At 68.7% G+C, this 13922-nt stretch carries 10 protein-coding genes; 9 read left to right on the forward strand and 1 reads right to left on the reverse strand.

Translation table 11 applies throughout. The features are described from left to right. Window positions 1–2 precede the first annotated feature (2 nt). Window positions 3–1724, reverse strand: a complete 1722-nt coding sequence (locus ACAM57_RS20195) for a bifunctional protein-serine/threonine kinase/phosphatase (protein ID WP_369658647.1) — start codon at window positions 1722–1724, stop codon at window positions 3–5. Between the two features lie 64 nt (window positions 1725–1788). Between ACAM57_RS20195 and nirB the strand changes: the two genes are divergently transcribed. From nirB to ACAM57_RS20240, 9 genes are all read left to right on the forward strand, one after another. Continuing rightward, on the forward strand, window positions 1789–4227 hold the full coding sequence (nirB, locus tag ACAM57_RS20200; RefSeq protein ID WP_369658648.1) for a nitrite reductase large subunit NirB: 2439 nt from the start codon (window positions 1789–1791) through the stop codon (window positions 4225–4227). Between the two features lie 36 nt (window positions 4228–4263). Next, window positions 4264–4662, forward strand: a complete 399-nt coding sequence (gene nirD / locus ACAM57_RS20205) for a nitrite reductase small subunit NirD (RefSeq protein ID WP_126018258.1) — start codon at window positions 4264–4266, stop codon at window positions 4660–4662. A 7-nt stretch (window positions 4663–4669) separates the two neighbouring features. Beyond that, the gene (locus tag ACAM57_RS20210; protein WP_369662457.1) at window positions 4670–7462 is read left to right on the forward strand and encodes a molybdopterin-dependent oxidoreductase; all 2793 of its coding nucleotides are present in this window, start codon (window positions 4670–4672) and stop codon (window positions 7460–7462) included. A 196-nt stretch (window positions 7463–7658) separates the two neighbouring features. Beyond that, window positions 7659–8570 (forward strand): DNA-binding protein YbiB, encoded by a 912-nt coding sequence (gene ybiB / locus ACAM57_RS20215; protein WP_369658649.1) that lies wholly within the window; start codon window positions 7659–7661, stop codon window positions 8568–8570. Next, window positions 8567–9376: a uroporphyrinogen-III C-methyltransferase gene (cobA, locus tag ACAM57_RS20220; RefSeq protein WP_369658650.1), complete on the forward strand. Its 810-nt coding sequence runs from the start codon at window positions 8567–8569 to the stop codon at window positions 9374–9376. The genes ybiB and cobA overlap by 4 nt, the downstream gene beginning before the upstream one ends. An 86-nt stretch (window positions 9377–9462) precedes the next feature. Continuing rightward, complete coding sequence (locus tag ACAM57_RS20225; protein ID WP_369658651.1) at window positions 9463–10584, forward strand: ABC transporter ATP-binding protein; 1122 nt, start codon at window positions 9463–9465, stop codon at window positions 10582–10584. A 76-nt stretch (window positions 10585–10660) separates the two neighbouring features. Then, window positions 10661–11926, forward strand: coding sequence for a PotD/PotF family extracellular solute-binding protein (locus tag ACAM57_RS20230; protein WP_126018250.1), 1266 nt, complete (start codon window positions 10661–10663; stop codon window positions 11924–11926). 140 nt (window positions 11927–12066) lie between these two features. Beyond that, the gene (locus ACAM57_RS20235) at window positions 12067–12984 is read left to right on the forward strand and encodes an ABC transporter permease (protein WP_369658652.1); all 918 of its coding nucleotides are present in this window, start codon (window positions 12067–12069) and stop codon (window positions 12982–12984) included. 1 nt (window position 12985) lies between these two features. After that, window positions 12986–13876 carry an ABC transporter permease gene (locus tag ACAM57_RS20240; protein WP_369658653.1) on the forward strand — a complete coding sequence of 297 codons (891 nt, stop codon included), beginning with the start codon at window positions 12986–12988 and terminating at the stop codon, window positions 13874–13876. Window positions 13877–13922 lie beyond the last annotated feature (46 nt).

The following is a 13922-nucleotide window of genomic DNA, read 5'->3' on the forward strand; positions in this document are numbered from 1 at the left end:
GCTCATCGTGGCAAAAAGAGCAGCCACACGATCAACAGGAGGTTGAGCAGCACCGACACGCCCAGCGCCAGCTGGTAGAGCGCGAGCGGGTCGCGGCGGATCAGCGGCGTGGCGGCGGGCGCGTTCACCGGGCGGGATGCACCGCGTTCGAGCGCGAGCAGCAGCTCCTCGGCGGTTTCGAAGCGTTCTCGCGGATCGCGCGCGACGGCCTTGCGCACCAGGTGGTCGAGCCAGATGGGCACGTCGGGCCGCAACCGCGAGAGCGCAACCGGGTCGCGCCGGTAGCGCGCCACCTGGTAGGGCTCGATCTCGCCGTAGGGCAGATGGCCGGTAAGCCACTGGTAGAGCGTGACGCCGAGCGCGAACAGGTCGCTTCCCGCGTCGGCCGTGCCGCCCTCCTCCCACTGCTCGGGGTTGATGTAGCTGGGCGTGCCGGCATGCAGCTCGCGCTGGGCCGCACCCTCTCTGCCCGACAGCGCCACGCCCAGGTCGAGGATGCGCCAGCGCCCGTCCTCGCCCAGGTGCAGGTTGCCGGGCTTGATGTCGCGGTGGATCACGCCTTGGCGGTGCAGCCGGCCGAGCGCGCGGCTGAGCTCGATGGCGGCGGCCACCACTTCGGGCACCGCGCCGCGCGGGTTGGCCTTGCGCAGCTGCTCGAGCGTGCGCCCGCCGTGCCAGTCGAACACGACGTACAGCGCGCTCGCGTCCGCGGCGCGCTCATGCACGCGGATGAAACCGTTGCCGCCCACGCGCAGCCCCAGCCAGGCCTCGTGGGCCAGCATCGCGCGCTCCTGCGGATCGCCGGCGCGCGAGGGGTGCAGCGTCTTCAGCGCGACCAGCTCGCGCGTGGCCGGATGGCGCGCCTGGTACAGCAGGTGCACGCCGGTGTCGGCCACCAGCGCGGTGATGGCGTAGCCGTCGAGCACCTCGCCCACCTTCAGGGCGGGCGGCGGCGCGAGACGGCGGCCGTCGCCGAGTTCGTCGTCGAGCTGGCGGGCGTCCAAACCCACGACACGGATGACCAGCGCGGTCGCGTTGTCGCGCGTGCCGGCGTCGAGCGCCGCGTGCACCAGCGCCTCGCTGGCGGCCTCGGCGTCGTCGCCCTGCAGGGCCAGCGCGGCCACCTGCTGGGGCTTGAGCACGCCGTGCACGCCGTCGGAGGTGAGCACGAAGCAGTCGCCCACGCGAACGTCGCCCTGCACGTAGTCGACGCGCACCTGGTCGTCCAGGCCGATGGCGCGCGTCAGGCGGCTGCGCATGTCGGGATGGTCGAAGGCATGGTCCTGCGTGAGCGGCACCGCCGCTTCGCCGCCGGCACGCACGCGCCAGGCGCGGGTGTCGCCGACGTGCGCCAGCGTGTAGCCCTGGCCGTGCAGCACCAGCGCGGTGAGCGTGGTCAGCGCCGTGCCGCCTTCCTCGCTGCTCCTGCTCTGGCGGCGGCGGTTGTGGTCGGCCAGCCAGCCGTTCTGCGCGGCGACCAGCCGGTCGAGCGCGGCGGTCGGCTCCCAGGTGGCAGGCGTGGCGAAGTAGTCGGCCAGAAGCCCCATCACCGTGGTCTGCGCCGCCTCGCGGCCCCGGCCTCCGCTGGACACGCCGTCGGCAATGGCTGCGATGAGCCCGCGTGCCTCGTCGCCGGGCGGCGCGTGCACCGCGCCGGCGAAGTCCTCGTTCACCTCGCGCGGTCCGCGCCGGCTGCTGTAGCCGATATCCACTTCAAAGCTCATGGCGCGATTCTGAACGCGCGCTGCGGGCGCAAGTCCGCTTGATTTCCCTGAAAGGTCCAGCCCCATGAAGAAAATGAAACTCGTGATGGTCGGCAACGGCATGGCCGGCGTGCGCACGCTCGAAGAGCTGCTGAAGATCGCGCCCGACCTGTACGACATCACCGTCTTCGGCGCGGAGCCGCATCCCAACTACAACCGCATCCTGCTGTCGCCGGTGCTCGCGGGCGAGCAGACGATCGACGAGATCGTGCTCAACAGTTGGGAGTGGTATGCCGAGAACAACATCACGCTGCACGCCGGCAAGAAGGTGGTGGAGGTCGACCGTGTGAAACGCATCGTGCGCGCCGAGGATGGCACCGAGGCCGCCTACGACCGCCTGCTGATGTGCACCGGCTCCAACCCCTTCATGCTGCCGGTGCCCGGCAAGGACCTGAAGGGCGTGATCGCCTACCGCGACATCGCCGACACCGACTACATGATCGAGACCGCGCGCACGCACAAGAACGCGGTGGTCATCGGCGGCGGCCTGCTGGGCCTGGAGGCCGCCAACGGCCTGATGCTGCGCGGCATGAACGTGACGGTGGTGCACGTCATGCCCTGGCTGATGGAGCGCCAGCTCGACGACGTGGCGGGCAAGCTGCTGCAGAAGTCGCTGGAAGACCGCGGCCTGAAGTTCATGATGGGCGCGCAGACGCAGGAGCTGGTGGGTGGAGAGGATGGCCGCGTGAAGGCCATCCGCTTCAAGGACGGCACCGAGACCGCCGCCGACCTGGTGGTGATGGCCGTGGGCATCCGCCCCAACGTGGAGCTGGCCGAGAAGATGCGGCTGCACTGCAACCGCGGCATCGTCGTCACCGACACCATGCAGACAGTGACCGACGCGCGCATCTACTCGGTGGGCGAATGCGCGGCGCACCGCGGCATCGCCTACGGGCTGGTGGCGCCGCTGTTCGAGCAGGCCAAGGTGGCGGCCAACCACCTGGCGCAGTTCGGCATCGGCCGCTACCTGGGCTCGCTCACCTCCACCAAGCTGAAGGTGACGGGCATCGACCTGTTCTCGGCAGGCGAGTTCATGGGCGGCGAAGGCACGGAGGAGATCGTCATGAGCGACCCCTTCGGCGGCGTCTACAAGAAGCTGGTCATCAAGGACGACAAGCTGGTGGGCGCCTGCCTCTACGGCGACACGGTGGACGGCAGCTGGTACTTCAAGCTGCTGCGCGACGGCCGCAGCGTGCATGACATCCGCGACAAGCTGATGTTCGGCGAATCGAACATCGGCGACACCGGCCACGAGGGCCACAACAAGGCCGCCACCATGCCCGACGACGCCGAGGTGTGCGGCTGCAACGGCGTGAACAAGGGCACCATCTGCAAGGCCATCAAGGAAAAGGGCCTGTTCACGCTCGACGAGGTGAAGAAGCACACCAAGGCCAGCGCGAGCTGCGGCTCGTGCACCGGGCTGGTCGAGCAGATCCTGATGTTCACCGCCGGCGGCGACTACTCGGCCACGCCCAAGAAGAAGGCGGTGTGCGGCTGCACCGACGTGAGCCACCAGGACGTGCGCGACGCCATCCGCAAGGAGCACTACCTGACGCACGACGAGGTCTACCGCAACCTCGGCTGGCGCACGCCCAACGGCTGCTCCACCTGCCGCCCGGCCATCAACTACTACCTGATCAGCACCTGGCCCAAGGAGGCGAAAGACGATCCGCAGAGCCGCTTCATCAACGAGCGCAGCCACGCCAACATCCAGAAGGACGGTACCTACTCCGTCATTCCGCGCATGTGGGGCGGCCACACCACGCCGGACGAGCTGCGCCGCATCGCGGACGCGGCCGACAAGTACAAGATCCCGACCGTCAAGGTCACGGGCGGCCAGCGCATCGACCTGCTGGGCGTGAAGAAGGAAGACCTGGAAGGCGTGTGGAAGGACATCGGCATGCCCAGCGGCTTCGCCTACGCCAAGTCGCTGCGCACGGTGAAGACCTGCGTGGGCAGCGAGTGGTGCCGCTTCGGCACGCAGGACAGCACGCAGATGGGCAAGGACCTGGAGCGCGCGCTGTGGGCCATGTACTCGCCGCACAAGGTCAAGCTGGCGGTGTCGGGCTGCCCGCGCAACTGCGCCGAGGCCGGCATCAAGGACGTGGGCGTGATCGGCGTCGACTCCGGCTGGGAGTTGTACGTGGGTGGCAACGGCGGCATCAAGACCGAGGTGGCGCAGTTCCTGGTGAAGGTGAAGACCGCCGCCGAGGTGATGGAGTACTCGGGCGCCTTCCTGCAGCTGTACCGCGAGGAAGGCTGGTACCTGGAACGCACGGTGCACTACATCGGCCGCGTGGGCCTGGACTACGTGAAGAAGAAGATCCTCGACGACGCCGAGGGCCGCAAGGCGCTGTGGGAGCGCCTGCAGTTCGCGCTCGACGGCGAGCCCGATCCGTGGTTCGAGTCGGCGCAGGCCTCGGTGGACGTGCGGCAGTTCACGCCGCTGACGGCGGCCGCCTGAACCGCAACAAGGAACGAAAGAAAGAAGAGTCCCACCATGAGCGACTGGAAAGTGATCTGCCGCATCGACGACATCCCCGTGCTCGGCGCGCGCCGCGTGACGCGGCCGGCCGGGCTGGACGTGGCCGTGTTCCGCAATTCCGAGGATCAGGTGTTCGCGCTGCTCGACCGCTGCCCGCACAAAGGCGGCCCGCTGAGCCAGGGCATCGTGTTCGGCACCAGCGTGGCCTGCCCGCTGCACAACTGGGCCATCGGGCTGGACGACGGCTGCGCCAAGGCGCCCGACGAGGGCTGCACGCCGAAGTTCGCGGTGAAGGTGGAAGACGGCGTGGTGCACCTGGACGCGGCCGAGCTGGCGACGCACGCCATCGACCTGGAGCGCCCGGTCGCAGGCCCGAAGCCTTTCGCGGTGCTGTCGGTCCTTCCGCTGGAATAAACCCATGATGCGGGAGACCCGGTCCACCTGCCCGTACTGCGGCGTCGGCTGCGGCGTGATCATCGAGTCGACCGGCGACCAGATCACCGGCGTGCGCGGCGACCCGGCGCACCCCGCCAACTTCGGGCGGCTGTGCACCAAGGGCTCGACGCTGCACCTCACGGCCAGCGCCACGGTCACGCGCCAGACGCGGCTGCTGCAGCCCATGCAGCGCCTCGCGCGCGGCGAAGCGCCCGAGGTCGTGAGCTGGGACACCGCGCTGGACAACGCCGCCGGCAAGTTCGCGCAGGTGGTCCGCGACCACGGGCCCGATGCGGTCGGCTTCTACGTGTCGGGCCAGCTTCTGACGGAGGACTACTACGTCTTCAACAAGCTGGCCAAGGGCCTGATCGGCACCAACAACATCGACACCAACTCGCGCCTGTGCATGAGCAGCGCGGTGGCCGGCTACAAGCAGACACTGGGCGCCGACGCGCCGCCGGCCTGCTACGACGACCTGAAGCATGCGCAGTGCCTCTTCATCGTGGGCAGCAACACGGCCTGGGCGCACCCGATTCTTTTCCGCCGCATCGAGGACGCGAAGGCGGCGAACCCGGCGCTGAAGATCGTGGTGGCAGACCCGCGCCGCACCGACACGGTCGAGATCGCCGACCTGTTCCTGCCGATCCAGCCCGGCACCGACGTGATGCTCTTCAACGGCATGCTGCACCTGATGCTGTGGGAAGGCTGGACCGACGCGAAGTACATCGCGGCGCACACCAGCGGCTTCGACGCGCTGAAGGCCACGGTGCGCGAGTGCACGCCCGACAAGGTGGCGCAGGTCTGCGGCATCCCGAAGGACGACCTGCTCGAGGCCGCGCGGCTGTTCGCCACCTCGCCGGCCACGCTGAGCCTGTACTGCCAGGGCCTGAACCAGTCGTCCAGCGGCACGGCGAAGAATGCGGCGCTCATCAACCTGCACCTGGCCACCGGCCAGATCGGCCGCGCCGGCGCGGGCCCCTTCTCGCTGACCGGCCAGCCCAACGCGATGGGTGGGCGCGAGGTGGGCGGCCTGGCCAACCTGCTGAGCGCGCACCGCGACCTGGCCAACCCCGACCATCGCGCCGAAGTGGCCGCGCTCTGGGGCGTGCCCTCGGTGCCCGAGAAGCCGGGCAAGACCGCGGTGGAGATGTTCCAGGCGGCGGCCGACGGCGAGATCCGCGCGCTGTGGATCGCCTGCACCAACCCGGCGCAGTCGATGCCCGACCAGGCGACCGTGCGCCGCGCGCTGGAGCGCGCCGAGTTCGTGGTGGTGCAGGAATCCTTCGCCACCACCGCCACCTGCGCTTTCGCCGACCTGCTGCTGCCAGCGACCACCTGGGGCGAGAAGGAAGGCACCGTGACCAACAGCGAGCGCCGCATCTCGCGCGTGCGCCCGGCCGTTGCGGCGCCGGGCGAGGCGCGCAACGACTGGTCGATCGCGGTGGCCTTCGCGCGCCGGCTCGAAGCGCTGGCCGGCAGCGGCCTCTCGCTCTTCCCGTACGAGACAGCCGAATCGGTCTGGAACGAACACCGCGAATCCACGCGCGGGCGCGACCTCGACATCACCGGCCTGAGCTACGCCATGCTGGAAAGCGCCGGCCCGCAGCAATGGCCGCTGAAGGAAGGCGAAAGCGCCGGCCGCACGCGCCTTTACGAAGACGGCGTGTTCCCCACGCCCGACGGCCGCGCCCGCTTCGTCGACACCGCCTACAAGCCGGTGGCCGAGGCGCGCGAAGCCCGCTACCCCTTCTCGCTGAACACCGGCCGCCTGCGCGACCAGTGGCATGGCATGAGCCGCACCGGCACGGCCGGGCGCCTGTTCGGCCACGTGCCCGAGCCGGTGGTGCAGATGAACGCGCAGGACATGGCCCGCCGCCAGATCGGCGAAGGCGACCTGGTGCACCTGACCTCGAAGCGGGGCTCGATCATGCTGCCCGCGCGCGCAAGCGCCGAGGTGGGGCTGAGCCAGGCCTTCGTCGCCATGCACTGGGGCGAGGAGTACCTGAGCGGCTGCTCGTCGAGCGGCACGCGGCTGGCGGGCATCAACGCGATCACCACGCCGGCCTTCTGCCCGACCTCGAAGCAGCCCGAGCTGAAGCACGCGGCGGTGAAGATCCTCAAGGCCGAGCTGCCCTGGTCGCTGCTGGCCATGGCCTGGCTGCCCGACGGCGAGGCGCTGGCGGCGCACCGCGCGCTGCAGCCGATGATGGCGCTCTTTCCTTTTGCAACCTGCGTGCCGTTTTCCGGCAACACGCAGGGAGGCGAACGCAGCGGCCTGCTCTTTCGCGCCGCCGCGCACGACGCGCCCGACGACGCGCTGGTCGGGAAGATCGAAGCCTTGCTCGGCCTGCAGACGCCCGACACCCTGCGCTACGCCGACCGCCGCCGCGGCCAGCGCCGCTCGGCGCGGCTGGTGCGCCGCGCCGACGGCAGCGCGGGCCTCGAGGCCTTCCTGCTGGGCGGCGACACCAGCGCCGAGGCATGGATCGCCACCCTGCTGCGCGAGGAACTGCCCGCCCAGAGCTACGGCCGCCTGCTGCTGTCGCCCGGCTCGAAGGCGCCGGTGGCGGTGCAGTCGCGCGGCAAGACGGTGTGCACCTGCTTCAACGTGGCGGATGGGGCGATCCAGGCCGAGCTGGCGCGCTGCGCCGGCACCCCGGACGAAAGGCTGTCGAAGCTGCAGGGGGAGCTGAAATGCGGCACCAACTGCGGCTCGTGCATTCCGGAGCTCAAGCGGATGGTGCGGGCGACGCCGGCCGAGGCGGAGGCGCTGCCGTGATGCCCCGTCTGCATTGCTCCCTCTCCCCTCGGGGAGAGGGCTGGGGTGAGGGGGAGCGGTAATGACGTCCGCGCCATGTTGCAAGGCCGCCGCCCTCACCCTAACCCTCTCCCGCAAGCGGGAGAGGGGACAAGACACCCAATGCATAAGCCGACTCGCATTCCGGCATAAGCGTTGCAGGACAATCCGCCTACCCATGGGAATCAGCCAATACATCAAGGAAATCGGCCGCGGCGCGCGAGGCGCCAGGCCGCTCACGCGCGAACAGGCCACCGACTTGTTCGGCCAGGTGCTGGACGGCACCGTGACCGACCTGGAGATCGGCGGCTTCTGCCTGGCCATGCGCATCAAGGGCGAGACGCCCGAGGAGATGGCCGGTTTTCTCGATGCCACCCATGCGCGGCTCCGGATGGTTCCCGCCAGCGACCGCCCGCTGATCGTGCTGCCCAGCTACAACGGCGCGCGCAAGCTGCCGGTGCTCACGCCGCTGCTGGCGCTGCTGCTGGCGCGCGAGGGCCTGCCGGTGCTGGTGCACGGCAGCGCCAGCGAAACATCGCGCGTGCTGGCCTCGAACGTGCTCGCGGCCCTGGGCCACGCGCCGATGACGGCCATCCGCGCCGTCGCCAATGGCGAAGCGGCCTTTGCCTCCACCGAGCTGCTGAATCCCGCGCTCAAGCGCCTGCTCGACGTGCGCCGCGTGGTCGGCCTGCGCAACCCCGGCCACAGCGTGGTGAAGCTGATGCAGCCCACCGCGGGTCCGAGCGTGGTGGTGGCCAGCTACACGCATCCCGAATACGCGCGCGTCATGGCCAAGACCTTCGAGCTCATGGGCATGACCGCCCTGCTCTCGCGCGGCCTCGAAGGCGAAGTGGTGTCCGACCCGCGCCGCACCGCGCAGATCGACGGCTTCGTGCGCGGCGCGCGCACCGAGCTGCAGTCGCAGCAGGCCGGCACCGCCTCGGAGGTGCCTGGGCTGCCGAAGGAAATCGACGTCGCCACCACCGCCGACTACACGCGCCGCGTGCTGGCCGGCGAGCTTCCCGTGCCGGAGGCCATCGCGACGCAGGTCAGGCACATCACGCAACTGGCATTGGCATCTCACGCATGAACAACGACAACCCCACCTCCCTCATCGCCGGCCGCTGCACGCTGGTGGGCGCAGGCCCCGGCGACCCGGAACTGCTGACCATCAAGGCCGTGAAGGCGATCCAGGCGGCCACGGTGCTGCTGGTCGACGACCTCGTGAACGGCCAGATCGTTCAGGCCTACGCACGGCCCGGGGCGCGCATCGTGCACGTGGGCAAGCGCGGCGGCTGCAAGAGCACGCCGCAGGCCTTCATCGAGCGGCTGATGATCACCGCCGTGCGCGAAGGCGAGACGGTGGTGCGCCTGAAGGGCGGCGACCCGTTCATCTTCGGACGTGGCGGCGAGGAGGTGGAGCACCTGCGCGAAGCCGGCATCGAATGCACGGTGGTCAACGGCATCACCGCAGGCCTCGCGGCCGTGACGACGCTGGGCGTGCCGCTCACGCACCGCGACCATGCGCAGGGCGTGGTGTTCGTCACCGGCCATGCCAAGACCGGCGCCGGCGCGGCCGAAGACCCGACCGACTGGCGCGCGCTGGCAGCGACCGCCTACAACGCGCGGCTCACGCTGGTGATCTACATGGGCGTGTCGGGCGCGGCGCACATCGAACGCGAGCTGCTGCACGGCCTGCCGGCCGAGACGCCGGTGGCGGTCATCCAGCACGCGAGCCTGCCGCACCAGAAGCACATCGCGACCACGCTGGGCAGCCTGCAGCACGGCATCGCCGAAGCCGGCCTCGCGAGCCCGGCGGTGATCGTGGTGGGCGACGTGCTGCGCGGGCTGGCAGCGGCCGAGACAGCGGTGGGCGCGACCAGGTTCGGCACCTGAACCGCACCTGACCTGGGCGACTGAGGTGCAGGCGGCGCGAGCGCCGCGCACCACAACGTGGCATGGATCGTGCTCAGCGATGGGCAATGAATGCAGCCGCCACGCCTGAACCCGCCGCCGTCGAGATCGTCGCTCTCACCAAGCGCTACGCCCCAGGCACGCCGGCTGCCGTCGACCGTATCGACCTGCGCATCGCCAGCGGCAGCTACTGCTGCCTGCTGGGGCCTTCGGGCTGCGGCAAGAGCACCACGCTGCGCATGATCGCGGGGCACGAATCGGTCAGCAGCGGCGACATCCTGCTGGACAACCGCAACATCACGAACCTGCCCGCCGCCGCGCGCGGCACGGCGATGATGTTCCAGAGCTTCGCGCTCTTCCCGCACCTTTCGGCCACCGACAACGTCGCCTTCAGCCTCAAGATGAAGGGCGTGGGCAAGGCCGAGCGCCACAAGCGTGCGAACGACCTGCTCGAGCGCGTCGCGATGGGCCACCTTGCCGCGCGCAAGCCGGGTGAGCTTTCCGGCGGCCAGCAGCAGCGCGTGGCGCTGGCGCGCGCGCTCATCACCGAGCCGCGCGTGCTGCTGCTCGACGAACCGCTTTCCGCCCTCGACCCCTTCCTGCGCATCCAGATGCGCGCCGAACTGCGGCGCTGGCAGAAGGAACTGGGCCTGACCTTCATCCACGTCACGCACTCGCAGGAAGAGGCGATGGCGCTGGCCGACACCATGGTGGTCATGAACCATGGCGTGATCGAGCAGGTCGGCTCGCCGCACGCGGTCTACAACCATCCGGCGAGCGAGTTCGTGGCGCGCTTCATGGGCGGCCACAACGTGTTCGACACGCCTGCCGGGCCGATCGCGGTGCGCAACGACCGCATGCGGATCGCAGCCGCCGCGCAGGCAGCAACGGATGGAGCCCTCGCAGCCACTGTCACCGACGTCGAGTACCAGGGCACCTACGTCCTGCTCGGGCTGGCGCTCGATGGTGTCGCCGCCGCCGGACGCCAGAACGTTTCGGTGCTGCTCAGCGAAGCCGCTTTCCTCGCGCGCCCCTATGCGCACGGCGAGGCGGTGCACCTCTCGTGGGCCGAAGCCGACGCGCGTGTACTCGGCCCCGGCGCCAAGCCGCCGAGCGAGCGGGCACCGGCACCCGCCGGGGCCGAAGCCACCCGCCAGGACGACACCGCCGTGCTCGCCGTTCCCTTCTGAGCGCCCGCGCCACCCGCTTTTCTCCGCGTTCGTTTCCCTTCACCTTCCTTTTCTTTCTGCAATGGAGACCCTGCCCATGACCGATTCCATCGACAACAACGGCCTCAAGCGCCGCACCCTGCTGCAAGGCACCGCCGGCATCCTTGCCACGGGCATCGCACCCTTCGTGCATGCACAGGAGAAGGTCGTTCTGCGCTATCTCGGCACCGCGGTGAACCAGGACAAGGCCATTGCCGAGAAGTTCAAGGCCGACACCGGCATCGAGATCCAGTACGTGGCCGTGACCACCGACGACGTGACCAAGCGCGCAGTCACCGCGCCCAACAGCTTCGACCTGATCGACACCGAGTTCTTCTCGCTCAAGAAGATCGTGCCCACGGGCAACCTCAAGGGCATCGACACCAGGCGCGTGAAGAACGCGGACAAGATCACCTCGCTCTTCACCAAGGGCGAAGTGGCCGGCAAGAAGGTGGGCGACCAGGGCACGGCTCCGGTGAAGGTGATCTACCTCGAAGGCGAGAAGAGCAAGGCCTTCGCCAAGTCGGCCACGCAGTACATGTCGCTCATTCCGACCACCTACAACGCCGACACGCTGGGCATCCGCCCCGACCTCATCAAGCGTCCCATCGGCTCGTGGGCGGAGCTGCTGAACCCCGAGTTCAAGGGCAAGGCCGCGATCCTGAACATTCCCTCTATCGGCATCATGGACGCCGCGATGGTGGTGGAGGCCAAGGGCATTCACAAGTACGCCGACAAGGGCAACATGACCAAGGCCGAGATCGACCTGACCATCAAGGCGCTGATCGAGGCCAAGAAGGCCGGCCAGTTCCGCGCGCTGTGGAAGGACTTCAACGAGTCGGTGAACCTGATGTCCTCGGGCGAGGTGGTGATCCAGTCGATGTGGTCGCCCGCGGTCACGGCCGTGCGCAGCAAGGGCATCGACTGCACCTTCCAGCCGCTCAAGGAAGGCTATCGCGCCTGGGCCTCGGGCTTCGGCCTCCCGGCCACGCTCTCGGGCAAGAAGCTCGACGGCGCTTACGAGTTCATCAACTGGTTCCTCGACGGCTGGGCCGGCGCGTATCTCAACCGCCAGGGCTACTACAGCGCCGTGCTCGACACCGCGAAGACCAAGATGGAAGCCTACGAGTGGGCCTACTGGATGGAAGGCAAGCCCGCCGCCCAGGACATCAAGAGCCCGCAGGGCGACGTGATCGCCAAGGCCGGCGCGGTGCGCGACGGCGGCAGCTACGAGCAGCGCATGGGCGGCATCGCGTGCTGGAACGCCGTGATGGACGAGAACGAATACATGGTCAGGAAATGGAACGAGTTCGTGGCTGCCTGACGGCAGTCCACGAACTCGACCCCCAGGCTGCGCTTCGCTTCGCCAACCCCCTGTAAGGGGGCGACACCTGCGGCCCGGCAAAGCCGGTTCCGCGGTGTCCCGCGAACGGGCATCGCTTTGCTCGCCCTTACACATAACCTATGAGTACTCCCATCGCGTCCAGCCATGCCGCCACCGCCCCCGTTCACGCCGTGAAGGCCTGGTGGCAGGCGGCGCCGTTCGCGCTGGTGTTCCTGCTGTTCTTCCTGATTCCGCTGGCGCTGGTCGCGATGGTCAGCCTTTGGAATTTCAACGAGTACGAGCTGATACCTGCCGTCACGCTGCGCAACTACCTGAGCCTGTTCGAGGGCTGCTCGCGGCTGACCGACAACGGCGACCTGTGCGTCACGCTGAACACCTACCTGAGCACCTTCAAGTTCTGCCTGCTGGTGTGGGGCATCACGCTGGTGATCGGTTTTTCGGTGGCGTACTTCCTGGCGTTCCACGTGCGCTCGTCGACCATGCAGACGGTGCTGTTCGTGCTGTGCACGGTCCCCTTCTGGACTTCCAACGTGATCCGCATGATCTCGTGGGTGCCGCTGCTGGGGCGCAACGGGCTGGTCAACCAGGCGCTGATGGGCATGGGCCTCGTGAACCAGCCGGTCGAATGGCTGCTGTTCTCCGACTTCTCGGTGGTGCTGGCCTTCGTGCACCTGTACACGATGTTCATGATCGTGCCGATCTTCAACAGCATGATGCGCATCGACCGCTCGCTGCTCGAGGCGGCCAGCGACGCCGGCGCCTCGGGCTGGCAGACGCTGTGGAACGTGGTGGTGCCGCTGTCGCGCACCGGCATCCTCATCGGCTCGATCTTCGTCATCACCATCGTGATGGGCGACTTCGTCACCATCGGCGTGATGGGCGGTCAGCAGATCGCCTCCATCGGCAAGATCATCCAGGTGCAGACCTCGTACCTGCAGTTCCCGCTGGCGGCGGCCAACGCCATGATCCTGCTGGCGGTAGTGCTGATGATCATCTGGGGCCTGACCCGGATGGTCGACATCCGCAAGGAGCTCTGAAATGCAGACACCCATCGGCGCCCAGCGCGCCCCCGGCTTCTGGCCGCTGGCCACCGTGTTCGGGCTCTTCGTGCTGTTCCTGTACGGCCCGATGATCACGATCTTCGTGCTGAGCTTCCAGGGCCCCGAGGGCGGGCTGACCTTTCCGCTGCGCGGGCTGTCGCTGCACTGGTTCCACAAGCTGGCCGAAGGGCTGGGCACGGTCGACATCGGCGCGGCCTTCAAGCGCTCGCTGGCGCTGGGCGCGGTGGTGATGGCATTCACCGTGGTGCTGTCGGTGCTGGCAGGCCTGGCGTTCCGCAAGAAGCTCGCGGGCAGCAACGCCCTGTTCTTCGTGACGGTGGCCAGCCTCATCATGCCGTCGATCATCATTTCGCTGGGCATCGGCCTGCAGTTCCGGCTGATCGACACCGGCATCAAGAACGTGCTGACGGCGATGGACGCCACCACGCTGCTCGAAGGCTACGGCACCGCGCTGGGCCTCTTCAGCTCCGCGCTCGGCGCGCACCTGACGTGGACGCTGCCTTTCGGGCTGCTCATCATGTTCGCGGTGTTCAACCGCTTCGACCCCGCCTACGAGGAAGCCGCTCGCGACCTGGGCGCCACGCCCTGGCAGACCTTCCGCTTCGTGGTGCTGCCGCTGATCGGCCCCTCGATCGTCGGCATCGGCATGTTCGGCTTCACGCTGTCGTGGGACGAGATCGCCCGCACCTCCCAGGCCATCGGCGACGTGAACACCCTGCCGCTCGAACTGCAGGGGCTGACCTCGACGGTGACGACGCCTTCGATCTATGCGCTGGGGACGGTGACCACCGTGGTGTCGCTGCTGGTGATGGCGGTGGCGCTGGGCACGGCGGCCCTGCTGAGGCGGCGCTCCGTGCGCAGGGGGTGAGCATTTTCCCGCCGCGCCTCTAAAATCGCGCACCCACAAAAGTCAA

The organism is Variovorax sp. V15 (assembly GCF_041154425.1).
GTDB lineage: Bacteria > Pseudomonadota > Gammaproteobacteria > Burkholderiales > Burkholderiaceae_C > Variovorax > Variovorax guangxiensis.

Coding starts and splice junctions, on each gene's coding strand:
- cobA (WP_369658650.1), top strand. CDS start 8,567: ATGAACAACGACAACCCCACCTCCCTCATCGCCGGCCGCTGCACGCTG.
- ACAM57_RS20240 (WP_369658653.1), top strand. CDS start 12,986: ATGCAGACACCCATCGGCGCCCAGCGCGCCCCCGGCTTCTGGCCGCTG.
- ACAM57_RS20230 (WP_126018250.1), top strand. CDS start 10,661: ATGACCGATTCCATCGACAACAACGGCCTCAAGCGCCGCACCCTGCTG.
- ACAM57_RS20195 (WP_369658647.1), bottom strand. CDS start 1,724: ATGAGCTTTGAAGTGGATATCGGCTACAGCAGCCGGCGCGGACCGCGC.
- ACAM57_RS20225 (WP_369658651.1), top strand. CDS start 9,463: ATGAATGCAGCCGCCACGCCTGAACCCGCCGCCGTCGAGATCGTCGCT.
- nirB (WP_369658648.1), top strand. CDS start 1,789: ATGAAGAAAATGAAACTCGTGATGGTCGGCAACGGCATGGCCGGCGTG.
- ACAM57_RS20210 (WP_369662457.1), top strand. CDS start 4,670: ATGCGGGAGACCCGGTCCACCTGCCCGTACTGCGGCGTCGGCTGCGGC.
- ybiB (WP_369658649.1), top strand. CDS start 7,659: ATGGGAATCAGCCAATACATCAAGGAAATCGGCCGCGGCGCGCGAGGC.
- nirD (WP_126018258.1), top strand. CDS start 4,264: ATGAGCGACTGGAAAGTGATCTGCCGCATCGACGACATCCCCGTGCTC.
- ACAM57_RS20235 (WP_369658652.1), top strand. CDS start 12,067: ATGAGTACTCCCATCGCGTCCAGCCATGCCGCCACCGCCCCCGTTCAC.